We start from the raw sequence: 21,898 nt of genomic DNA on the forward strand, positions 1-21,898 counted from the left end.
CCGTTGTCCCAGTCGCCGTCCCGAATTTTCTTTGCTGTCTGACACGAACCGGGAGCGCGTGCCCTCCGAATCCGACGACGAGAGACGCGGCGAGTCGGGCGATTCGACCGACGACCGCTCGCCCGAAGAACGCGCCCGCGTGGCCGCCGCCGCGATAGAGACCATCGGCGTCGACCGACTGGCCGACCTCGTGACTCAGGCGTGGGAGGAAGCCGGTCTGCCGCCGTTTGACGAGGACGAAGGCCGCCCGGCCTACGGACGGCGACGAAACGGGCGGCGAAAATCCCCGATGAACCGGGAGGACGTGGACGCCGAGTGGCTTCTCGTCGCCGCGTTCGTCGTTCTCGGGTTCGCCGTCCTCGACGTGCCGACGACGCCCGTCGAGTACGCCACGCACGGTGCGGTCCTCGTCGCCGCCGTTCTCGCCGTCTTCGACCCTATCCGGGAGCGCGAGACGTTCCTCGCGGCCGCGATGGTGGCGCTGCTCGCCGTGGCCGCCGTCTCGATGGTAGACTGGTATGACAGGAGAACCGTCGTCAGCATCGGTCTCGACGGGATGTTCGCGATGGTGCTCCTCGTCAGCCTCCTGCGCGAGTCCCACCGGCGGCACCGACGGGACGTTTCGGGATGAATCCGACGCGACGGTCAGCGCTTCGCTCGGTGGGCGAGGATTCTGTAGACGATATAGCAGTCCAGCGCGACCATCGACCCGAACACGGCGCTCTGCGTCCACACGACGGGTACGCCGAACCGGAGTGTGGCGGCGACGACGCCCGTTCCGAGGGCGAGCATAATCCCGACGCGGGCCGCGCCGCCGATGGCCTCGAACCACGCGCCGACTCGTCGCCCGAAATCGCTCGACGCCACCGGACCGACTCCGACGGCCGTCGCCGCGAATCCGGCGACGACCAGCACGGGGGAGGCGTCGCCCATCTCGTACAGTCCGCCCCCGGCGCTCAGCGTGACGAGTCCCGCCATCAGGAGGTTGAACACCGGGCGGTTCTCGGGACTGAAGTCCCGACTTCCGCTCGTCGCGTTGGAGGGCAACGGATTTCACTAACGATTGACAGGACAAGTAGCTTCGGCCTCGACGGCGGGCGAGGCTACCGGAACGGCGAGACGCGGTAGAGCGTCCGCGCCATCTGCGCGACGCCCGTCTTCGCGAGCGACCCGCTCTTGAGCGCGCCCTGTTTGGCGAAGTAACCGCTCTTGCGGACGCCCGCGCCGGCGTAGTGGCGCGCGCTGGTCGGGATGGGCGTCCGTCGGCCCTCGACGCGGGTGGACCCGCCGCGGATGGCGTCGAGAATGACCTCCTCGGAGAGGCCCGCGCGGGTGGCGTTCGGGATGTCTATCTCGGTGTAGGCGCGGCCGACGTACCCCACTTTGTGCGCGTCGCTGCCGGCGACGCCGGGGTAGCCGCGGCCCTTCGCGAACCGGCGCGCGCGGCGGTTCTTCCACCCCGTGAACAGCCACGAGTTGTACACCTCGATGGCGTCGGGGTCGACGCCGCGCAGGCGCTTCTTCCGGACGCCGTGGCGACTCCGCTGGAACGGGTGCGGGACGATGGCGACGCCGCCCCGGTCGCGCACCCACTCGACCGTCTCCTTCATCGGCGCGCGCCGCGGCGGCATCTCCCGGACGCCGAGACAGAGGAGGTGGCCGTCCGCGGTGGAGACTTCGACGCCGGGGATGCCGACGAGGCCGTACATCGGGGCCAACTCGGCCGCGCGGACCGACTCGTGGACGACGTCGTGGTCGGTGATGACCACGGCGTCGAGGCCGATTTCGGCGGCCTGCTCCAGTATCAGCTCCACGGGGTCTTCGGCGTCGTACGACGCTTCCGAGTGGACGTGGGGGTCGATACGGACGGTGAGGGACACACGAGAACGTTCGCGTTGCCGGACAAAAAACCGTCGGAGCGTATGACAACATGGCGCACAGAAACGCTATACCGGGCTCTCTCGGTCGTCTGCGGGTTCTCTCGGGGTATCGTCTGTTTTATTCAATTATCTGTATTACCAGAATAATTACGGTAACGATCTTCAGCGAACGCTTACCTCGGGGTGCGTGCTATCGACGCCCATGAGTTCGACAGACCGATTCCGCGAAGTCGTCCCCGTGGACGAACTCGAACGCGAGGGGCGGGTACAGACCACCGTCGACGGCCGGTCGCTCGCCCTCTTTCACCACGAGGGAGAGGTGCGCGTCGTCGACAACCGCTGTCCCCACATGGGGTTTCCGCTGTCGGAGGGCAGCGTCGAGGACGGCGTGCTGACGTGCCACTGGCACCACGCCCGCTTCGAACTCTCGTGCGGCGACACGTTCGACCCGTGGGCCGACGACGTGCGGACGTTCCCCGTGGAGGTGCGCGAGGGGAGCGTCTACGTCGACCCGCACCCCGAACCGGACGAACCGCCCGCCGAGCACTGGGCCGCGCGACTGGAGGACGGGATGGAGCAGAACCTCCGTCTCGTCGTCGCCAAGTCCGCCATCGGCCTCGTCGACGCGGGCGTCTCCGCCGACGAGATAACCGAACGGGGGGTGCGCTTCGGCGCGCGTTACCGCGAGAGCGGGTGGGGGTCGGGGCTCACCATCCTCGCGGCGATGCGGAACGTCCTCCCCGACCTGAGAGACGAAGACCGCAAGCGGGCGCTGTATCAGGGCCTCGTCCACGTCGGCGACGACTGCGCGGGCGAACCGCCGCGGTTCGACCAGGAACCGTTCGACACCGACGATGTGTCGTTCGCCCGTCTGAAGGAGTGGTTCCGCGAGAACGTCGAGGTACGCGATTCGGACGGCGCGGAGCGAGTGCTTCGAACGGCCATCGCGAACGGCGCGGACGACGCCCGCCTCGCGGAGATGCTGGCCGCGGCGGCGACGGACCACCGCTACCTCGACACGGGTCACACGCTCGACTTCGTGAACAAAGCGTGCGAGGCGCTGGACCGCATCGGCTGGGAGCACGCGGACGATGTCCTGCCGAGTCTCGTGGACGGATTAGCGACGGCGGCGCGCGCCGAGGAGACGTCCTCGTGGCGTCAGCCCGTGGACCTCGCGGCGACGCTGGAGGAGACGTTCGCTGACCTCGACTCGCTGGTCGCCGAGGGCTCCGAATCGCACTGGTCCGTTCCCGACGATTTCACCGAGACGCTCCTGTCCGACGACCCCGAAACCGTGGTCTCGGCGCTCGAAGACGCGATTCGGGCGGGGGCGTCCGTCGACGAACTGGCGGGCGAAGTCGCCTTCGCCGCCGCCACCCGCGTCGCGCGGTTCGCCACCGTCAACGAGTTCTCGGATTGGAACACGGTCCACCACACGTTCACCTACGCGAACGCCGTCCACCAGTTGGCTCGGAGAACCGAGTCGAGCGACCTCTACCGCGGCGTGTTCGACGCTGCGGTGAACGTCTACCTCGACCGCTTCCTCAACACGCCGCCCGCGCCGCTTCCGGACCCGGCGTCGGACTCGGACGCCGACCCCGAGGCCCACCTCGACGCCCTCCTCGGGACGTTCGACGCGGAGGGGGAGGTGAACGAGGCGGGCGCGCGCGCCGCGCACTTCCTCGACTGCGGCGGCGAGATGTCGGTTCTCCGCGAGCGACTCGGCGAGGCCCTCCTCCGGGAGGACGCCGGCTTCCACACCTACCAGGCGCTCGAAGCCGGGTTCGCGCAGGCGGACCTCCGGGAGGACCCCGAGGAGGTGAGGACCCTACTGGTCGCCGTCGCGCGTTACCTCGGCGCGCACTTCCCGACGCGCCGGGAACGCGAGCAGACGTTCACTATCGCCGCGCGGTTGCAACGCGGCGAGAAACTCCACGTCGACGGCGGGAACCGGGACGGGACCGAGGGCGGAGCGTAGTCAGTTCCCGTCCTCGGCCGCGTCGCCGGCGCCGTCCCCGATTCGCTCGCCGACGTCGTGACCGCTCCAGAGCGCCCGGTGGACGCGGCCCTCGCCGACCGTCCAGTCGCCGGCGAAGAAGAGGCCGGCGTCCTCGGCGCTCCGGACCGTCTCCTCGTCGGCGCCGCCCTCGGGGAGGGCGTAGCGCCAGCCTTGGTCGTCCATCCACTCGGGGTCGGCGTACCGTCCGTCGCCCAGGAGGTCCGCGACCAGTTCCGCGGCGTCGGCGCCCGCCTCCTCTATCGGGTCGTCGTAGCGGTCGGCCGACCAGTCGGGCGCCATCTGCGCGACGAGGAGGCTCTCGCCGTCGGGGACGTGGCCCTCTTTGCACTCCTCGCGGGAGAGCCACCCCACCTCGTGGCCGTCGTCGACGTTGACGGCGCCGTACCACGGGTACGACTCGCGGAAGTCGTAGTCCAGCACGAACGTGCGGATGGTGCGGTAGTCGACGTCGGAGACGGCGTCGGTCAGCGTTTCGAGTCGGTCGTCGTCCCACTCCGTCGCCTCCAGCAGGGCGGCCGTCTGCGGCGCGGGCGGGGTCAGGAGGAGGACGTCGAACGGGCCGTGCGTCTCCCCGTCGGTGTCGGCGAGGGTCCACGTCTCCGCGTCGGTCCCGTCTCCCGACCCCTCGCGGGCGATTCGCTCGACGCGCGTCCCCTTCCGCACCTCGGCGTCCGTCCGGTCGAGGAGGCGTTTGCCCAACTGAGTGATGCCCTCGGTCCACGTCCACTTGTGCGCCTCGTCGTCGTCGCCCTCGCGTATCTCCCCGTCGCCCCCGAATATCCAGACGGGTTCTTCGACGTCGACCAACCCGTCGTCGCCGAGTTCGCGGAGCAGCGAGTCGGTCCGCTCGCCGCCGTCCTTGACGTAGTTGGCGCCGTGGTCGTAGCGGCAGTCGTTCTTCCTCCGAGTCGCCGCGCGCCCGCCGACGCCGCGGCTCTTCTCCAGTATCGTCACTTCGGCGTCCGCCTCGCGCAGGGCGTACGCCGCCCCGGCGCCCGACGCGCCCGCGCCGACGATGCCGACGCGGGTGGTCATCGCTTCGCCTCGCCGTCGTCCGATGTCGTCCTGTCGGTCACGAACGCGGCTTAGGACCCTCCCCGCTTTACCGTTTTCCCGGACGGTCGCGCCCGAATCCGGGCAGCTATTGCCCCGGCGTCCCCGTCACTTCCCATGCAGTACGACGCGGTCATCTTCGACAACGACGGCGTCCTCGTGCGTCTCACGACGCTGGACGTGCTCCGGCGGGCCTCCCGCGCGGCGTTCGAGGACGTGGGCATCTCCGACCCGGCGACCGAACACGTCGAGCGCATGATGCTCGGCGTGACGCCCGCCGACGTGCGCGAGGTGTGCGAGACGTACGAACCCGCCCCCGCGGAGTTCTGGGCCGCGCGCGACGGCGCGGCCTCCGACGCGCAGATTCGGGAGATGCGCGACGGCCGTATGGCGCGCTACGACGACGTGAGCGCGCTGGAACGAATCGACGCCCCGCGCGGCGTCGTGAGCACGAACCAGCAGGCGACGGTCGACGCCGTTCTCGACCATCACAGCCTCTCGCACCTGTTCGAGACGGCGTACGGCCGCGACCCGACCGTCGAGAGTCTCCGTCTGAAGAAGCCCGAACCCCACTACCTCGAACGCGCGATGGCCGACTTGGACGCGGAGACGGCGCTGTTCGTCGGCGATAGCGAGACGGACGTGCTCGCGGCGCACCGCGCGGGCGTCGACTCCGCGTTCATCCGGCGGGGGCACCGCGCGGACGCGGTGCTGGACGAGCGACCGACGTACGAGATAGAGACGCTGTACGACCTGCACGACGTGGACGGCGTTCCGCTCGCCGCCGCCGACGGGGGTGCGCGATGACGGACGACGCGTCGGGTTCCACCGTCGGCGAGGCGGGCGTCCCCGCCGTCGGACTCGGGACGATGGGCCTCGAAACCACCAAAGAAGCCCGCGCGGTCACGACGGCGCTGGAGATGGGCTACCGCCACGTCGACACCGCGCAGATATACGACAACGAAGCGGTCGTCGGCGACGCCGCGGCCGCCGCGGACGTGCCGCGCGAGGACGTTTTCCTCGCGACGAAGGTGTGGGCCGACAAACTCGGGTACGACGACGTGCTGTCGAGCACGCGCGCGAGTCTGGAACGACTGAGGACGGACTACGTCGACCTGCTGTACGTCCACCGGCCCATCGACGCCTACGACCCGGAGACGACGCTCGCGGCGTTCGACCGTCTGCGCGAGGAGGGTCTGATTCGCCGCGTCGGCGTGAGCAACTTCACCGTCGAGGAACTCGCGACGGCGCGCGACCACCTCGACGCGCCGATAGCCGCCCACCAGACGGAGTTCCACCCGCTGTTCAATCGACCCGAACTGCTCGCGGACGCGCGGGAGCACGGCGAGGCAGTCGTCGCCTACTCGCCGATGGCGGGCGGTCTCGTCTCGGAGGTCGAAGAAGTGGTCGCCGTGGCCGAGAAACACGACACCACGCCGCACGCCGTCTCGCTGGCGTGGGCGCGCGCGAAGGGATGCGCCGTCGTCCCGAAGGCGAGTTCGGAGTCGCACCTCCGGGCCAACCTCGCGGCGGCGACGACGCTCGAACTCGACGACGAGGACGTGGCCCGCATCGACGGTATCGACCGGGAGCGGGAACTGTTCCCCGAGTGATAGCGAATTTCCCGGAACGGTTATAAGTCAGACAATAGTGAATAGGGTATGCGGATTCCGAGTGGGGTCAGCGGTTTCGATCACCTCATCCAGGGGGGGTTCCTCCCCGGTCGACTCTACGTACTGTCGGGTCCTCCGGGAAGTGGGAAGACGACGTTCACCGCCCAGTTCGTCGCAGAGGGACTACGTAACGGGGAGAATTGTATGTACATCACGATGCACGAGACGCGCGAGGAACTCGTCAACGACATGTCGAGCTACGACTTCGGCTTCGAGACGCTCACCTCGTCGGACCAGTTCCGGTTCATCAATCTCGCGAGCCAGAAAGGCAAGCACATCCTGAACCAGTTCTCGGGAAGCGGCAACACCTCGGGCGTGCAGAGCCTGACGGACAAAATCGTCGCGTTCGTGAACTCGCGGAAGGTCGACCGCCTCGTCATCGACTCGACGATGCTGCTGCAACTCCTGTTCACCGGGGACGACCAGGAGATGACGCGGTTTCTGACCGCGCTGAAACAGGGGGATGCGACGACGCTCCTCATCTCCGAGATGACCGACCCGAGTTCCTACTCCGACGAGCACTTCCTCGCTCACGGGGTCGTCTTCTTCCACAACTACCTCGAAGCGACGGGGATGACGCGGGGGATTCAGGTGGTGAAGATGCGCGGAACGAACATCGACTGCGACATCCGGTCGCTGACGTTCACGGACGGAGGGTTGAGCGTGGACCCGATGGACCACGTGAACTTCTGAACCATGTACGAACGCGCCTTCGACTTGGAGTGGGACTCCCTCGGCGCCGAGGAGGCCCTCCGTCGGATGTACGCGCTGGGGACCGCCGCCGAGTTGGGCCACGAGTACGAGGTCGAACGCGCGCGCATCCTGCGGAGAGCCACCACGGCGTACCAGCGGAGCGTGCTCGACCTGGCGTACGCGGAGGGACGAAACGCCGTCCGGGACCACCGCGAGGAGTACGATTCCGACGCGGAGACGTGGGAGGCGCTCATCGAGGCGAAGGGCATCGCGGTCGACCCCGAGTCGGACGCCGCCGACGGCGACGACCCTGGTCGACGCCTCCCGAACGCCATCGACCGGGCGTCGATGCTCGAACTCGACGTCGACGACCTCGAACGGCTCAGACTGCCGAAGTTCCTCCGCCGGGAGGAGTGAGCCGACTCGGTACGAATCGACCCGGTTCGATTCGACGCGGACCGTGGATTCTTCGGTGTCGGGCGCCTACCGTCGAGTATGTCTCAACAGGGCTCGGACGCTCCGACGAGCGACGACGAGTGGCGCGAGCGACTCACCGACGAGGAGTACGAGATACTCCGCGAACGCGGGACCGAACCCAAGTTCAGCGGCGAGCACCTCGACCGCGACGAGGACGGCGTCTACCGCTGTGCGGGATGCGGCGCCGAACTGTTCGAGGCCGAGACGAAGTACGACTCCGGGTGCGGGTGGCCCGCCTTCTTCGCGGCGAACGACGACGCCGTCGAGACCGAGACGGACACCCGCCACGGGATGCGCCGCATCGAGGTCACCTGCAAGAACTGCGGCGGCCACCTCGGCCACGTCTTCGACGACGGTCCCGACCCGACCGGCAAGCGCTACTGCATCAACTCCGTCGCCCTCGACTTCGACCCCGAGGAGTGACGCTCCGAACCGGCCGTTAAGCCGCACCCGGGGCGCTCGCTTCCGCTCGGCGACCGAACCGCCGCGCCGACGCCATCCGGAGCCTCTGCGTTACAGCGCCCGTAACGCCGCGTAACGACTCGATTCGACCGAGCTACCGGGTTCGTACTGAATACTCCTCCGGCGAGTGAGTCCCCAATGACTCACGGCACTCCCGGGCGGGCGCTCTCGCTCTCGGCGTACGGACTCGTGTTCTTCGGGTTCATCGTCGTCGCCGCCGGCGTGCTCTACCCCGCGCAGGCGCTCCTCTCGGAGACGACGGCGTGGACGCTCGTCTCCTCGGGGGCGACGTTCGACGGCCGGCCCGTCGTCGCCGGCGCCGGCCTCGTCCTCGTCGGCCTGACGTGGGTGTTCCTCGGCGAGATGCTCGTCCTCGCGCGCGGTCGCTCCTGACGGGCGACTCACTCCTTACGGACGACTCACTTTTGTCCTCGCCGCGAGCAGTCGCGGTATGCACGTGCTCATCGTCGGCGGCACCGGTCTCATCAGCACGGGAATCACTCGACAACTCGTCGCCTCGGGTCACGACGTGACGACGGTCACGCGCGGCGAGACGGACGCCGAGGTTCCCGATGAGGTTCGCGAAATCCACGCGGACCGCACCGACTACGACGCGTTCGAGCGGACGATGCGCGGACTTGACCCCGCGCCCGACGCGGTCATCGACATGGTCTGCTTCTCGGAGGCCGACGCCGAGAGCGCCGTCCGCGCGTTCGAGGGACGAACCGACCGCTTCGTCTTCTGCTCGACCATCGACGTCTACCACCGGCCGCCGCCGTCGAATCCCGTCGACGAGACGGCGCCGCGGAACCCGCCCGTCAGCGACTACGCCGCGGGGAAGATAGCCGCCGAGGACGTGTTCTTCGCGGCCGACGGCGACGCCTTCGACGCCGTCGTCGTCCGCCCGTGGAGCACCTACGGCGAGGGGGGCACGCTCCTGCACACGTTCGGGACCGACACCTCCTATGTCTCCAGAATCCGCGAGGGGCGACCGGTCGTCGTCCACGGCGACGGCACGTCGCTGTGGGGGCCGTGTCACCGCGACGACGTGGCCCGCGCGTTCGTCGGGGCCGTCGAGGCCGACGCCGAGGCGGTGGCCGGCGAGCCGTACAACGTCACCAGCGAGGAGACGATGACGTGGAACCAGTACCACCGGCGCGTGGCCGAGGCCCTCGACGCGCCCGACCCGGACCTCGTCCACGTCCCGACGGACGTGCTCCGCGCCGTCGCGCCCGACCGGACGGAGATGCTCCGCGACCACTTCCAGTACAGCACCGTCTTCGACAACGCGAAGGCGAAACGGGACCTCGGATTCGAGTACACCGTCGACTTCGTCGCGGGGGCGCGGCGGACCGTCGAGTGGTTGGACGAACGCGACGCCGTCGACTCACCGGACGAACGGGCGTTCGAGGACCGACTCGCGGCGGCGTGGCGCGAGTCGACCGACGAGTTCGTCGCGTCGTTCGGCGCCGAAGGGGTCTGAGTCGGACTCAGGCGTCGCCGGCCTCGTCGTCCGCCGCCGCCTCCACCGTCGCCTCCGCGTCGCTCCGTCTCTCCGTCGAGGCACCTTCATCCCGTTCGTTCGCGGCGTCTATCCAGCGTTCCGCCCTGCTCTCGGAGACGCCCGCCGCGGCCGCCACGCGCGCGGCGTCGGCGCGGCGCATCGCCGACAGCGAGTCGACGCCCTCCTCGTGGAGTCGCTCCGCGTACGTCTCGCCGAGGCCGCCGAGCACGGTCAGTTCGCTGCGGAAGCCGCCTCCGTCGCTCGACTTCGGAGACGAGGACGCCGACTTCCCCTGCGCTCCCGGGTCGTCCGCCGCGCCGGCGTCCCAGACGTTCTCGCCCGCCCGCGTCGTCGCGTCGGCGGGAAGAACGTACTTCAGTTCCGCCGACGGGACGAACCCCGAGACGCGGTTTCGCTTCACGTCCTCGAAGAGGAGGACGCCCCCGTCTATCGCTTTGAAGTTCCCGCATCCGACCGTCAGCCCGGATTTCGTGACGGCGTACATCCCGGATTCGGCCTCGTCGTCGTCTCCCATGTCTGATTGTGAATAGGACGCCGACCGATAAACCCCCTGCGGCGGGACTACTTTCTCGCTCGCGCCCGTCCGGAGGGTATGACCGACGGCGTACCCGACGAGGTGGAGTCGCTGCTGACGAGCGAACCGCTGATGGCGCACCTGGCGACGTGCCGCGACGGCCGACCCCACGTCGCGCCCGTCTGGTACCGCTACGAGGACGGCGTCGTCGAACTCGTCACCACGGGGACGAAACTGCGGAACCTGCGCGAGAACCCCTACGTCTCGCTGTCGGTGCAGAAGGACGAGGGCGGGAACGCGCGGTGGGCGGTGACGCTCCTCGGGACGGCCGAGATAGTCGAGGACGAGAGCGAGACGCGCGAGGCGACCCGGAAGATAAACCGGAAGTACGGCGCCGCTGAGGACGCCTACTCGGAGAACGTCCTCGTCCGCGTCGACGTCGGCACGGCGACGCACAGTACGTACGACTGAGCGGAAGGCGGCCGACCGAACCCCGACGAACGTTTTTATCAGATGCGGTGAATAGACGTCCCGTGACGGTGGACTCGGACAGACGCGCGGACGTCGATAGGCTGTACGCCCTCCTCGCCCGACTCGACGCGCGGGTCGGCGGCGCGCGCCGCCTCGGCGACTGCACGGGCCGCATGGACTGGCCCGACCGCGGGGTGTACCTCTTCCTCGCGCCGGGCGAGACGCGCGCGGAAAGCGGGGCGCTCCGGGTGACGCGCGTCGGCACGCACGCCGTCTCCGCGGGGAGTTCGACGACGATGTGGGACCGGGTGAAACAGCACTACGGCACCGGCGCGCGCAGTTCGGCGCACCCGCACGGCGGCAACCACCGCGGCTCCGTCTACCGCCGCCGCGTCGGCGAGGCGTTCGTCGAGCAGTACGCCCTCCACGACCGGTATCCGGATTGGGGGACGCCGCGGGTTCCCGAGGGACGCGAGCGCAGCGAGGTGCGCGACGAGGAGTACCCGCTGGAGCGACGCGTCAGCGCGTTCCTCCGCGACCAGCCGTTCCTCTGGGTCGACGCGGACGACGAACCGGGACCCGACAGCGAGCGGGCGTTCCTCGAACGGAATCTCGTCGCCCTGCTCAGTAACTACGACCGGCGACCGGTCGACCCGCGGCGGAGCGATTGGCTCGGCGGGTACGCCCGGAGCGCGAAGATACGGGCCTCGGGGCTGTGGAACGTCGAACACGTCGAAGAGTCGCACGACTCGGCCTTTCTCGACGCGTTCGAGGCGGCCGTCGAGCGGACCGGGCCGGTCTGAACGACCGCACTACTCCGCCGACTCGCCGTCGGACAGCACCGCGACGCCGGTCAGGACGAACCAGGTCATCCACAGCGAGAACGCGAGCAGGGCCAGCGCGTACCGGGCCGTCGACTCGGCGGCCCCGTCGAGCAGGGCGGGGACGACGAGTTCGGTGGCCGCGAGGAGCGCCGTCGCGCAGGCCGCTCCGACCGCGGCGTTGCGTCTGACGGCGGGCGCGCCGGCGAGCGACATCGTTCCCTCCTCGCACAGCGCGGAGAAACCGTTTGCGCCGGGGGCGGCCCGCGAGCGGTGGCTCCGGCGGACGACAGCGGGGGACCGACGAGCGCGCTATATAGCTCGGGCGACACGGTTCGAACGTGAGACTGACGCGCGGCGCCGGCGGTGAGGACTGACGTGACGAGCGAGACGGAGGCGTCGGCCCCTCCCGCCAACGGGGGGTCGATGTGGCGGCTGTACGCCGAGTACGGCCGCGACAACGGCGGCGACGCGGTCCTCGGGACGGTGATGACGCTCGTCTCCCGGGCGACGGGGCTCGTCCCGCCGCTGGTGTTGGGGCTCGCTATCGACGCCATCCTGCTGGGGACTCGCCCCTTCGGGTTCCCGTTCGTCCCCGACTCGTGGCTCCCGACGGCGCCCGACGCGCAGGTGTGGTTCACCGTCGGCGTGCTCCTCGCGGCGACGCTCCTCGGCGGCGCGGCGTCGTGGCTCCAGAGCTACGGCTGGAACCGGTTCGCACAGGACATCCAGCACGCGCTCCGCGTCGACGCCTACGAACGGCTCCAGCTACAGGACCGCGCGTTCTTCGACCAATCGAGGACGGGCGAACTGCTGTCGGTGCTGAACAACGACGTGAACCAACTGGAGTCGTTCCTGACCGACGGCGTGAGTTCGGCGCTCCGACTCGTCGCCCTCGTCGTCGGCGTCGGCGTCGTGTTGGCCGCGCTGAACCCGTGGCTGGCGCTGGTGTCGATGGCGGCGGTGCCGCTCCTGGCCGTCTTCACGCTCCTGTTCGTCCGGCGCGTCCAGCCGAAGTACGCGCGGATGCGGCGGAGCGTGGGCGAGTTGAACGCCCGACTGGAGAACAACGTCGGCGGCATCGAGGTCATCAAGACCGAACACACCGAGCGGTACGAACTCGACCGCGTCCGCGAGGCGTCCCGGTCGTACTACGACGCCAACTGGGACGCCATCCGGACGCGCATCACGTTCTTCCCCGGCCTCGCGGTCATCTCGGGGCTGAGTTTCGCGCTGACGTTCGCCGTCGGCGCACTCTGGGTGCTGAACGGGCCGCCGGCGTTCCTCTCGGGCACCGTCTCGCCCGGCGAGTTCGTCACGTTCATGCTGTACACTCAGCAGTTCATCTGGCCGCTGGCGCAGTTCGGACAGATCGTCAACAGCTACCAGCGCGCGAAGGCGTCGAGCGACCGCGTGTACGGCCTACTCCGCGCCGAGCGAGCGGTGGCGGAGCGGCCGGACGCCGTCGCCCTCGATTCGGTCGCGGGCCGAATCGACTACGAGGGCGTGACGTTCGGGTACGAGACGGGGTACGACGAGGCGGAGGCGAATGCCGCGGAGGACGCGGAGAACGCGGGTACGGACCCGAACTCGGATTCCGACTCCCCCGCGCCGGTCCTCCGGGACGTCTCCTTCTCGGTCGAACCGGGCCACACCGTCGGCGTCGTCGGCCCCACGGGCAGCGGGAAGTCGACGCTCGTGAAACTGCTCGTCCGCCTGTACGACCCCGACGAGGGCGTCGTCCGCGTCGACGGCCGAGACGTGCGCGACGCGACGCTGTCGAGTCTGCGCCGGGCGGTCGGCTACGTCTCCCAGGAGCCGTTCCTGTTCTACGGCACCGTCCGCGAGAACATCGCCTACGGGACGTTCGGCGCCACCGACGAGGACGTGCGGGCGGCGGCCGAACGGGCGGCGGCCCGCGAGTTCATCGAGAACCTGCCCGACGGCTACGACACGCTGGTCGGAGAACGCGGGGTGAAACTCTCGGGCGGCCAGCGCCAGCGCATCGCCCTCGCGCGGACGCTCCTGAAGGAGCCCGCAATCTTGGTGTTGGACGAGGCGACGAGCCACGTCGACACCGAGACGGAGGCGCTCATCCGCCGCAGCCTCGACCGGTTCGCGGCCGACCGGACCACCGTCGCCATCGCGCACCGCCTCTCGACGGTGAAGGACGCCGACGAGATTCTCGTCCTCGAAGCCGGACGAGTCGTCGAGCGCGGGACGCACGGGGAACTGCTCGCCGAGGACGGTCTGTACGCCAACCTCTGGCGGGTGCAGGCCGGCGACATCGACTCGCTGCCCGAGTCGTTCTTCGAGGCGGCCGTCGCGCGGCGGGCGGCGCTGGAGAGCGACGGGGGCGAGTGAGCGCGGGCGCGAACGGGTCGCGGGACGCCGCCCCGTCCCGTCCCCGGCCGCGCTCAGAGGACGAACGCGCCCTCTGGGAGCAGTTCCCGCTCGGTCCGCGCGGCCTCCGGCCCCGCCTCGACGAGGCCGGGTCGGGTCGGCGCCGCCGCGAACCGGTCCGGGTCGGGTTCGACCCGTTCGAGCATCGAGGAGAACACCGTCTCCTTCCGCCCGCCGGCAGTGACGATGCCGCCGTACTTCCGCTCCTCGAACGGCGCCTCGTCGGGGTCGGGAAACTCCTCGCGGATGATTCCCGCCGTGTCGCCGATGAGCTTCGCCGCCTCGCGCTGGGTGTACAGGCTCTCCTCGACGTACGTCGCGGCGTGTTTCGCCTCCAACCCCTCGGTGAGGTGCTCGGGCGACTCGTACAGCACGGAACGCGTCGTTCGGTGGCCGCTGGCGAACCGGACGTTGACCGTGAAGCAGTCCGGGTAGCGGAGGATGATCGGAAAGAACAGGACGTCCGAGACGGTGATCCGCTGTTGCATCCGCCAGATGGCCTCGGTGTAGTAGGCCGCGATGGCCCCGGCGTCGTCGTCGCGTTCGCCGCGCGCGTAAGCGAGGGCGACCGACTCGTAGTCGTCGCCGACGACGCTCCGCAGTCGGGTCCGGTAGGCGTCGGCGATGCCCTCCATCTCGCGCTCGTACGCCGACAGCAGCGGTACGTCCGGGTCGGCGAGCATCGCCGCCTTCCGCTCCTGCGCGTCCGCGACCCGCATCATGTTCCGGTGAAACTCCCGCTCCGCGTCCCCGTCCGGCAAGGGCGTCACCACCGCCCGTCCGTGTAGCACGTCCAGACTCCCGTTGTACCGCTCCCGCTGTTTCCCCATTCGAACGGTGAGATGTCGGCTATCTGTATTAAACTCTCGTACCTGCGCGCGAGTGCGTGTTTCTGCGTGTCACGCGTACGTCCGGTCACGCGTCTCCGCGTTCCCCTTCACCGCATCGCCGCCCTGACGTTCGCCTCGGCCTCTCGGAGCGCCTCGACCGCTCGGTCCTCGGGCAGTTCGTACTCGATGACGAGCGGCGCGGTCAGGTGGGCGTGGTCGTCCAGCAACGCGACGAGGGTGGACAGGTCCAACCGCCCGGCACCCGGCAGGTCCTCTATCTCCGCCTCGCTCGTGTCCTTCAGGTGGACCGCGACGATGCGGTCGCCGAGTTCCCGAATCACGTCCGCGGGGTCGACGTCCTCGACGAGGAAGTGGCCGGTGTCGACGCAGACGCCGAGTCGCGGGTCGTCGTACCGGTCCAGCACGGCCCGCACGTCGTCGATGGAGGAGAAGACCGTCGAGAGGTCGTCGTGGTGGACCGACGAGTAGTTGTGTATCGCCACGTCGACGCCGAACTCCTCGGCGGCCGCGACGAGGGCCTCCGTCACGTCGTCGCGGTCCGGCGGGTAGTTGACCGCGAGGTACGACGCGCCGAGTCGGTCGGCGAACGCGACGTGCTCGCGGACCTCCTCGGGACCCTCGATGTCGACGACGCCGCACCCGCAGACGGAGACGCCGGCCGCTTCGAGGGCCTCCTCGGCGGCCGCGACCGTCTCTTCGTCGTCGTCCGCCGAGAGGTGTCCGTCCCAGAGGTCGATGGTGTCGATGCCCGTCTCCGCGAGGTCCGACAGGAGTTCCTCGAGCGTCCGGTGCTGAAAGACGACGGTCTGCACGCCGACGGCGTACTCGGTGCTCATGGCTCCCCCTGTGCGCGGCGGGGGAAAACTGTTCGCGCGCGGCGGCGTCCAACAGTTAACCCCCTGCGGCCCTTCGAACCCCCAATGAGTGCGATCCGCTCCCTCGACGCCCTCCGACTGACGAAGCCGGAACTCGCGGTGTTCGTCTCCGGCGTCGCCAGCATGGGACTGGAGATTCTCGCCGGTCGGATGATAGCGCCGCAGTTCGGCAGCAGCATCTACACCTGGGGCAGCATCATCGGCGTCTTCCTCGCGGCGCTGAGTTACGGCTACCACCGCGGCGGCAAACTCGCGGCCGAACGGGCGACGAACGCGCGGATGGCCCGCGTGTTCCTCCTGACGGGGGCGTACGTCGCCGGTCTCATCTTCCTCGGCGACCTCCTCCTCCGGTCGGCGGCCGGCTTCCCGCTCCCGAGCCGATTCGCCTCGCTGCCGGCCATCACGCTGCTGTTCGGCCCGCCAACCTTCCTGCTCGGCTACGTCAGCCCCTACGCCGCGCAGTTGTCCGCGAAGGAGGGCCTCGGGGAGGCGTCGGGGCACGTGTACGCCCTCGGCACCGTCGGGAGCATCGTCGGCGCGTTCGCCACGACGTACTTTCTCGTTCCCGCGCTGGGGATAAACCAAATCGCGCTCGTCTTCGGCCTACTGTCGGTGGGGACGGCGCTCGTCCTCGTCCGCCCGCGCGCCGACGGCGACCACGCCGTCGCCAGCGCGCTCGTGGCAATCATGCTCCTCGCGGCCGCCGGCAGCGGCGCGGCCGGCCTCACCGTCGAAGGACAGGTCGTCTACGAGACGCAGACGCCGTATCAGGAGCTCCGGGTGGTCGACAGCGGCGAGGTGCGGACGCTCTACCTCGACGGCCAGCGGCACAGCGCGATGGACCTCGAAGAGCCCTACCGCCACGTGTTCGACTACACGCGCTACTTCCACCTGCCGCTCCTGATGACCGACGAGGCCGACGACGTGGACCGCGTGCTGTTCGTCGGCGGGGGCGGATTCACCGGCCCGAAGCGGTTCGTCCACGACTACCCGAACGTCACCGTCGACGTCGTGGAGATAGACCCGGCGGTCGTCTCGACGGCCAAGCGGTACTTCTCGGTCGAGGAGTCCGAGCGGCTGAACATCTACACGCAGGGCGGCCGACAGTACCTGCGGGAGACGAACCGGACGTACGACCTCATCGTCCTCGACGCCTACCGGAAGGACAAGGTGCCGTTCGAGTTGACGACGGTCGAGTTCATGGAACTGACGAACGACAGACTCGACGAGGACGGCGTCCTCTTCGCGAACCTCATCTCCGCGCCGTCCGGACCGGCCTCGGAGTTCTACCGCGCGGAGTACGCGACGATATCTCGGGCGTACCCCGAAGTGTACGCGTTCCCCACCGTCGGCGGCACCGTCGTCCAGAACATCGAAGTCGTGGCGACGAAAGACGGAACCCGACTCACTGAGGAGGAACTGCTCGACCGGAACGCCGAGCGCGAGATAGGAATCGACCTGTCGAGCGAGATACGGAACTACCGCGAGGCGCCGCCGACGGACGACGTGCCCGTCCTGCGCGACGACCGCGCGCCCGTCGACAGCCTGCTCGACCCGATGGTCGGTCAGCGCTACGTCCTACAGGAGTCGAACGAATCGAACGAGTCGGACGGCGGGAACGCGACGGCCGAGGCGGCGACGGACCGCCCGTCCCTCGCCGCGCCGTCGCTCGGTCCGGCGGCGTCCGCGGAGACGCCGTGGACGCCGGCCGCGCGCGACGCGGCGACGGTCGCCGGCGGGTCCACATAACTTCCTAGCCTCCGTCGCCCCGCCACCGCCTACCGCAGGTTCATCTTCTTCGCCGTCTCGGCGGCGTGCTGCGCCACCTGGTCGATGCTCGCGCCCGACTGCTCGGAGAGCACGCGCGCCAGCATGCCGAGTTGGCGGGTGGCCATCTCCTGTAACTCGTCTTCGTCCACGTCGTTGGCGAAGTAGTACTCGTCGTCGACGCTGTCGCCGACGAGGCCGACGTACACCGACTCGGCGTCGCTGTCGCGGACCGCGGCGGCCGCCTGCTCTCGGACCTCGTCGAACTCCATGGGTTCCTCGCGTTCACTCATGCGGGGACGGACGGCCGCCGGCGGGTAAAGTGGACGGGCCGCGGCGAGTCGGGTCCGGGGGTCCGGTCGAGTCGGACCGGGTCCCCACCGCTCCCCCGTCGTCCGCCGCCAACCATTAGCCGCCGCCCCGCGCACGCCCCGACGTGCCGGACGCGTTCGCGTGGACCGAGAGCTACTGGCTGGTGCGCCTCGTCTTCCAGCGAGCGCTGGCCGTCGTCTACCTCCTCGCCTTCCTCGTCGCGGCGCGGCAGTTCCGGGCGCTGGCGGGCGAGGACGGCCTGCTCCCCCTCGACGAGTACGTCGAACGTGCCGAGTTTCGGGAGCGTCCGAGCCTCTTTCACCTGTTCCCGAGCGACCGGGTCGTCGGCGCGGCGGCGTGGACGGGCGTCGCCCTCTCCCTCCTCGCCCTCCTCGGCGTTCCCTACTTGCTCCCCGACCCGTACGCCGTCCCCGCCTCGATGCTGCTGTGGGGACTCATGTGGGCGCTGTACCTCTCTTTCGTCAACGCCGGCCGGGTGTTCTACGGCTACGGCTGGGAGTCGATGCTGTTGGAGACGGGCTTTCTCGCCGTCTTCCTCGGCGCGGGGGCGAGCGGTCCGCCCGTCGTCGTGATGTGGCTCCTGAAGTGGGTGCTGTTCCGCAACATGTTCGGCGCGGGTCTCATCAAGATACGCGGCGACGACTGCTGGCGCGAGTTGACCTGCCTCGACTACCACTACGAGACCCAACCGATGCCGAACCCCGGAAGCTGGTTCGTCCACCACCTCCCCGAGCGGTTCCACCGTCTCGAAGCGCTCGGCAACCACGTCGTCGAACTCGCCGTCCCGTTCCTCTTCTTCGCGCCGCAACCCTACGCGGCGATAGGCGGCGCCGCCACCGTCTGCTTCCAACTGTGGCTGATGGTCTCGGGCAACTTCTCGTGGCTGAACGCCCTGTCGGCGGTGCAGGCGATAGCGACGTTCGGAGACGGCGTGCTGACGGGCGCCGTCTCGCTGCTGCCCGGCGTCTCCGCCGCGGCGCCCGCGGCCGCGCCCGCGCCGCTCCCCCTCCGAATCGCGGCGTGGCTCGTCGCCCTCGTCGTCCTCGCGCTGAGCGTCAAACCGGTGAAGAACCTCCTCTCGGAGTCGCAGGCGATGAACACGTCGTTCGACCCGCTCAGCCTCGTCAACACCTACGGCGCGTTCGGCTCGGTCACGAGAGAACGCTACCAACTCGTCGTCGAGGGGACGAACGCCGAGGACCCGGACGAGGGCGACTGGACCGCCTACGAGTTCGCGGGCCAACCCGTCCGGACGGACGAGCGACCGCCGCAGTGGGCGCCGTACCACCTCCGATTGGACTGGCAGCTCTGGTTCGCCGCGATGCGGCCCCGCCCCGGCCCCCGGCAGCGCTGGGTCGCGCCGTTCCTCGCCGGCCTCCTCGACGGCGACGAGGCGACGCTGTCGCTCGTGGGGGAGAATCCGTTCGACGGCGACCCGCCCGAACGAGTGCGGGTACTCCGCTATCGCTACCGGTTCACGACGCCCGAGGAGCGCGCCGAGACGGGCGAGTGGTGGCGCCGCGAGCGACTCGGAACCTACGTCGCCCCCGTCTCCGGTCGGGAGTTCGAGCGCCGGGGACAGCGGGCGATTCGGTGAATCGCGTCGGCTCCGGCGTCTCCCGCGCTACGCCCGCGTCGGCTTCGAGAGGAACTTGCCGAGAATGTCGCGGTTGTCCGCGCCGCGGCGGTACGCCCACTCGCGGGCGTTTCGGTAGGCGCCGTACTCCCGGAGCTTCGAGACGAGGGGGCGCGCGAACCGCCCGTACTCGGTCCGGAGCAGCGACTCCTCTATCGAGGCGCCGCAGGAGTACCGCTCCTCGCCGACGAGGAGGTGCGCGCAGTTCTCGTACGACGGCGGCAGTCGCTCGCGGAGCGAGTCGTCGAGTTCGGAGAAGCCGACGATGCGCACGTCCGCGTTGTCGTCGAGCCACTCCGCACACCACGTGCAGAAACCGCAGTCGTCGTCGTAGACGAGGGTCGGTCGTGTCACGCGCGGGAGTTGGGGCCGCAGAGGGAAACCTCTGTGTCTCCCGGCGCCTGACGGACCCCCTCCCGCGGAGCGGTGGACCTTCCCGTCGCCGGCGCGACGGGCGCCCATGGAACGGTTCGTCCGGTACGTCGTCGGCGGCGGCGCGGCGCTGGTCGCGGGACTCTGGACGGTCACGCTCTCGGAGGGCCAGTCGCTCGCGTGGGCGGCGGGCGCCGGACTCGTCCTCTTCGGCGTCGCCGCCCTCGCGGGCGGTATCCGGCGCGAACTCGACGTCGGCCGCTGACGCGCGCGGCTCTCCGACGGCGGGCTACCCCTCCCGTCCGTCGAACTCCTGATAGATGACGTGACCGCAGGCCTTGCAGTGGGAGGCGTTCGGGTCGTGGCCGGTGAGCCCGCAGTCCGGACAGGTGACGTCGACCGTCTCCTTGCGCGTCCACTCGCGGACGATTTTGCTCGCCTGCCACGGGACGAGGATGATGGCGGTGAGGACGGCCGCGACGGTGACCCACCGTCCCGCCCGCGTGACCGGGGTGATGTCGCCGAAGCCGACGGTCGTGAGGGCGACGACGACGTAGTAGAACGCGTCGCCGAAGTTCCCGATATCCGGGTTCGTCCGGACCTCGACGCCGTAGAACAGTCCCGCCGAGACGAAGAACAGGACCAGGACGGTCAGGAGCAGTTTCGTCACTCGGAGCGACTGGACGGAGACGGTGCCGAAGAAGAACTCCTCGTCCTGCGTGAACCGGTAGAACCGCAGCACGCGGACGATGCGAACGGCCCGGAGAAAGCCGGTGACCGTGACGATGGCCGGGATGGGGAGGAGGAGAACCGCCAGCGTGGGGAGTATCGACAGCAGGTCGACCGCCGCGTACGGATCGGTGAACTCTCCGAAGCGGTCGCGGGCGCCGTACAGTCTGAGCACGTACTCGACGAGGAACACGGCCGCGATGACGACCTCCGCGTCCCAGAGCAGCGACCGGGCCGCCGCCGAGAGGGCGTACGTCTGCGCGACGAAGACGCCGACGAACACCGTGTTCAGCGCCAACAGCGCGACGTCGATGGCCTTGCCCGTCGGCGTCCGGTGGTCGAGGAGGTAGAAGCGCACCCGCTCTCGGTGACCCTCCGGCGCCCGCGCCGCGTGGTCGGTCATCGTGGGGCGTTGGAACCCACGGTAGATGGGTTTTTCAGGTGACGGTCGCTCCGGGGGGCGGAACCGCGGCGGAGTGTAAAAGTGACGGACGAAACGGGTATTCGAGCGCGCGAACGGGGCGCTCGTCGGTCCGGTTTCGATTACCGAGACCGAATCACGCCGCGGGCGCGGCGACGGTGTCGACCGTCCGCTCGGTCGACCGGCGCGCGTAGCCGTAGACGGCCCACGCGACGGGGAGCGCGAGGAACGCGGTCAACGCGACCGATTCGGGGGCGACGCCGCGGGTCAGGAAGAACCCGACGAACGTTGCCGCGGCGAGGGCGAGGAACGCGCCCGCGTACCGGGTCGTCGCGTCGGCCGACTCGCGGGCGACGGCGGCGCCCAACAGGAGCGACCCGGGGCCGACGCCGAGCATCATGCTCATACCGGCGACCATGTTCGCGAGGTCGGAGGCGGGCATTCCGCCGAGGAGCGACGCGAAGACGACGCCGACGAACCCGGCGGTGACGGCGCCGAAGCCGACGGCCGTCCACGCGGCGCCGACGCGCCAGAGGAGTCCGTGCGCGCGCCACTCGCGGAGCGCGAGGGCCGTCGCGACGAACAGCAGGCCCCACCCGACGAGCAACGGCGCGTTGCTCAGGTAGTAGGCGAACGCCGTCGGGTCGTCCCATCCGGCGTCGAGGCCGAACGAGGGCATGGCGAAGTTGAGCGCTAACGCGGCCGAGAGGGTGAGGCCGCCGGCGAGCGTCACCGTCCCGACGGACGGGGCGCGCGAGGTGGCGGGCGTGGTGTAAGTCTGAACAGCGGTCATCGTGTATCGACTCTACGGACGTAGAATCGACAGCTAATGGCGTCATGACGGGATAAATACCGTCTTGCGCCGCGCGTGAACATTCCGCGTCGAGGAGTGTCGGCCGACGACCGCGAGTCCGCGGCCGCG

The 21,898-nt window shown here is 69.5% G+C and carries 26 protein-coding genes; 15 read left to right on the top strand and 11 right to left on the bottom strand.

The annotated features are described in order from the left end of the window. Positions 1-58: 58 nt before the first annotated feature. A complete protein-coding gene (locus NDI79_RS08215) occupies positions 59-631 on the top strand; it encodes a hypothetical protein (RefSeq protein ID WP_310927990.1) in 573 nt (190 codons plus the stop codon). 14 nt (positions 632-645) lie between these two features. Here the strand turns inward: NDI79_RS08215 and NDI79_RS08220 are convergent, their stop codons facing one another. Further along, on the bottom strand, positions 646-1,047 hold the full coding sequence (locus NDI79_RS08220; protein WP_310927991.1) for a hypothetical protein: 402 nt from the start codon (positions 1,045-1,047) through the stop codon (positions 646-648). Between the two features lie 56 nt (positions 1,048-1,103). Beyond that, complete coding sequence (locus tag NDI79_RS08225; protein ID WP_310927992.1) at positions 1,104-1,880, bottom strand: CehA/McbA family metallohydrolase; 777 nt, start codon at positions 1,878-1,880, stop codon at positions 1,104-1,106. Positions 1,881-2,082: 202 nt separating this feature from the next. On the opposite strand from NDI79_RS08225, the gene NDI79_RS08230 reads away from it, so the two are divergent. Further along, positions 2,083-3,858, top strand: coding sequence for a Rieske (2Fe-2S) protein (locus NDI79_RS08230; RefSeq protein WP_310927993.1), 1,776 nt, complete (start codon positions 2,083-2,085; stop codon positions 3,856-3,858). On the opposite strand, the gene NDI79_RS08235 is transcribed toward NDI79_RS08230, so the two are convergent. Next, positions 3,859-4,935 carry an NAD(P)/FAD-dependent oxidoreductase gene (locus NDI79_RS08235; protein WP_310927994.1) on the bottom strand — a complete coding sequence of 359 codons (1,077 nt, stop codon included), beginning with the start codon at positions 4,933-4,935 and terminating at the stop codon, positions 3,859-3,861. A 135-nt stretch (positions 4,936-5,070) separates the two neighbouring features. On the opposite strand from NDI79_RS08235, the gene NDI79_RS08240 reads away from it, so the two are divergent. The 7 genes from NDI79_RS08240 to NDI79_RS08270 all read left to right on the top strand — a co-directional run bounded on the left by NDI79_RS08240 (position 5,071) and on the right by NDI79_RS08270 (position 9,741). Continuing rightward, on the top strand, positions 5,071-5,760 hold the full coding sequence (locus NDI79_RS08240) for an HAD family hydrolase (RefSeq protein ID WP_310927995.1): 690 nt from the start codon (positions 5,071-5,073) through the stop codon (positions 5,758-5,760). After that, the gene (locus NDI79_RS08245; RefSeq protein WP_310927996.1) at positions 5,757-6,566 is read left to right on the top strand and encodes an aldo/keto reductase; all 810 of its coding nucleotides are present in this window, start codon (positions 5,757-5,759) and stop codon (positions 6,564-6,566) included. Before NDI79_RS08240 ends, NDI79_RS08245 begins: the two co-directional genes overlap by 4 nt. A gap of 48 nt (positions 6,567-6,614) precedes the next feature. Continuing rightward, positions 6,615-7,319, top strand: coding sequence for an RAD55 family ATPase (locus tag NDI79_RS08250; protein WP_310927997.1), 705 nt, complete (start codon positions 6,615-6,617; stop codon positions 7,317-7,319). Between the two features lie 3 nt (positions 7,320-7,322). Then, a complete protein-coding gene (locus NDI79_RS08255; protein ID WP_310927998.1) occupies positions 7,323-7,736 on the top strand; it encodes a DUF8057 family protein in 414 nt (137 codons plus the stop codon). 78 nt (positions 7,737-7,814) lie between these two features. Then, positions 7,815-8,219, top strand: coding sequence for a peptide-methionine (R)-S-oxide reductase MsrB (gene msrB / locus NDI79_RS08260; protein WP_310927999.1), 405 nt, complete (start codon positions 7,815-7,817; stop codon positions 8,217-8,219). A 177-nt stretch (positions 8,220-8,396) separates the two neighbouring features. Further along, the gene (locus NDI79_RS08265) at positions 8,397-8,651 is read left to right on the top strand and encodes a hypothetical protein (protein ID WP_310928000.1); all 255 of its coding nucleotides are present in this window, start codon (positions 8,397-8,399) and stop codon (positions 8,649-8,651) included. 58 nt (positions 8,652-8,709) lie between these two features. Then, positions 8,710-9,741 carry an NAD-dependent epimerase/dehydratase family protein gene (locus tag NDI79_RS08270; protein WP_310928001.1) on the top strand — a complete coding sequence of 344 codons (1,032 nt, stop codon included), beginning with the start codon at positions 8,710-8,712 and terminating at the stop codon, positions 9,739-9,741. A gap of 7 nt (positions 9,742-9,748) precedes the next feature. Here NDI79_RS08270 and NDI79_RS08275 read toward each other — a convergent pair whose 3' ends face one another. Continuing rightward, positions 9,749-10,297, bottom strand: a complete 549-nt coding sequence (locus NDI79_RS08275) for a helix-hairpin-helix domain-containing protein (RefSeq protein WP_310928002.1) — start codon at positions 10,295-10,297, stop codon at positions 9,749-9,751. 78 nt (positions 10,298-10,375) lie between these two features. Here NDI79_RS08275 and NDI79_RS08280 point away from each other — a divergent pair, with 78 nt between their 5' ends. Both NDI79_RS08280 and NDI79_RS08285 read left to right on the top strand, forming a co-directional pair. Further along, positions 10,376-10,768: a pyridoxamine 5'-phosphate oxidase family protein gene (locus NDI79_RS08280; RefSeq protein WP_310928003.1), complete on the top strand. Its 393-nt coding sequence runs from the start codon at positions 10,376-10,378 to the stop codon at positions 10,766-10,768. 62 nt (positions 10,769-10,830) lie between these two features. Then, the gene (locus tag NDI79_RS08285; RefSeq protein WP_310928004.1) at positions 10,831-11,571 is read left to right on the top strand and encodes a GIY-YIG domain-containing protein; all 741 of its coding nucleotides are present in this window, start codon (positions 10,831-10,833) and stop codon (positions 11,569-11,571) included. Between the two features lie 9 nt (positions 11,572-11,580). Here the strand turns inward: NDI79_RS08285 and NDI79_RS08290 are convergent, their stop codons facing one another. Further along, positions 11,581-11,805 (bottom strand): hypothetical protein, encoded by a 225-nt coding sequence (locus tag NDI79_RS08290; protein WP_310928005.1) that lies wholly within the window; start codon positions 11,803-11,805, stop codon positions 11,581-11,583. 210 nt (positions 11,806-12,015) lie between these two features. Here NDI79_RS08290 and NDI79_RS08295 point away from each other — a divergent pair, with 210 nt between their 5' ends. Continuing rightward, the gene (locus tag NDI79_RS08295; RefSeq protein ID WP_310928708.1) at positions 12,016-13,953 is read left to right on the top strand and encodes an ABC transporter ATP-binding protein; all 1,938 of its coding nucleotides are present in this window, start codon (positions 12,016-12,018) and stop codon (positions 13,951-13,953) included. Positions 13,954-14,006: 53 nt separating this feature from the next. On the opposite strand, the gene NDI79_RS08300 is transcribed toward NDI79_RS08295, so the two are convergent. Further along, entirely contained in the window at positions 14,007-14,822 is an 816-nt protein-coding gene (locus tag NDI79_RS08300; protein WP_310928006.1) for a hypothetical protein, read from the bottom strand. A gap of 107 nt (positions 14,823-14,929) precedes the next feature. After that, a complete protein-coding gene (locus NDI79_RS08305; RefSeq protein ID WP_310928007.1) occupies positions 14,930-15,679 on the bottom strand; it encodes a sugar phosphate isomerase/epimerase family protein in 750 nt (249 codons plus the stop codon). Between the two features lie 84 nt (positions 15,680-15,763). Between NDI79_RS08305 and NDI79_RS08310 the strand changes: the two genes are divergently transcribed. Next, positions 15,764-17,467, top strand: a complete 1,704-nt coding sequence (locus tag NDI79_RS08310; RefSeq protein WP_310928008.1) for a spermidine synthase — start codon at positions 15,764-15,766, stop codon at positions 17,465-17,467. 29 nt (positions 17,468-17,496) lie between these two features. On the opposite strand, the gene NDI79_RS08315 is transcribed toward NDI79_RS08310, so the two are convergent. Beyond that, the gene (locus NDI79_RS08315; protein ID WP_310928010.1) at positions 17,497-17,778 is read right to left on the bottom strand and encodes a DUF8113 family protein; all 282 of its coding nucleotides are present in this window, start codon (positions 17,776-17,778) and stop codon (positions 17,497-17,499) included. 143 nt (positions 17,779-17,921) lie between these two features. Between NDI79_RS08315 and NDI79_RS08320 the strand changes: the two genes are divergently transcribed. Beyond that, complete coding sequence (locus tag NDI79_RS08320; RefSeq protein WP_310928011.1) at positions 17,922-19,415, top strand: lipase maturation factor family protein; 1,494 nt, start codon at positions 17,922-17,924, stop codon at positions 19,413-19,415. A 27-nt stretch (positions 19,416-19,442) separates the two neighbouring features. On the opposite strand, the gene NDI79_RS08325 is transcribed toward NDI79_RS08320, so the two are convergent. After that, positions 19,443-19,808: a DCC1-like thiol-disulfide oxidoreductase family protein gene (locus NDI79_RS08325; protein WP_310928012.1), complete on the bottom strand. Its 366-nt coding sequence runs from the start codon at positions 19,806-19,808 to the stop codon at positions 19,443-19,445. A gap of 106 nt (positions 19,809-19,914) precedes the next feature. Here NDI79_RS08325 and NDI79_RS08330 point away from each other — a divergent pair, with 106 nt between their 5' ends. Next, positions 19,915-20,091 (top strand): hypothetical protein, encoded by a 177-nt coding sequence (locus NDI79_RS08330; protein ID WP_310928013.1) that lies wholly within the window; start codon positions 19,915-19,917, stop codon positions 20,089-20,091. Between the two features lie 24 nt (positions 20,092-20,115). Here NDI79_RS08330 and NDI79_RS08335 read toward each other — a convergent pair whose 3' ends face one another. Continuing rightward, positions 20,116-20,958, bottom strand: a complete 843-nt coding sequence (locus NDI79_RS08335) for an ion transporter (RefSeq protein ID WP_310928014.1) — start codon at positions 20,956-20,958, stop codon at positions 20,116-20,118. A gap of 154 nt (positions 20,959-21,112) precedes the next feature. Continuing rightward, positions 21,113-21,769: a hypothetical protein gene (locus tag NDI79_RS08340; RefSeq protein WP_310928015.1), complete on the bottom strand. Its 657-nt coding sequence runs from the start codon at positions 21,767-21,769 to the stop codon at positions 21,113-21,115. Between the last annotated feature and the right edge of the window lie 129 nt (positions 21,770-21,898).

The sequence above is a fragment of the Halogeometricum sp. S3BR5-2 genome, from assembly GCF_031624635.1.
Lineage (GTDB): Archaea > Halobacteriota > Halobacteria > Halobacteriales > Haloferacaceae > Halogeometricum > Halogeometricum luteum.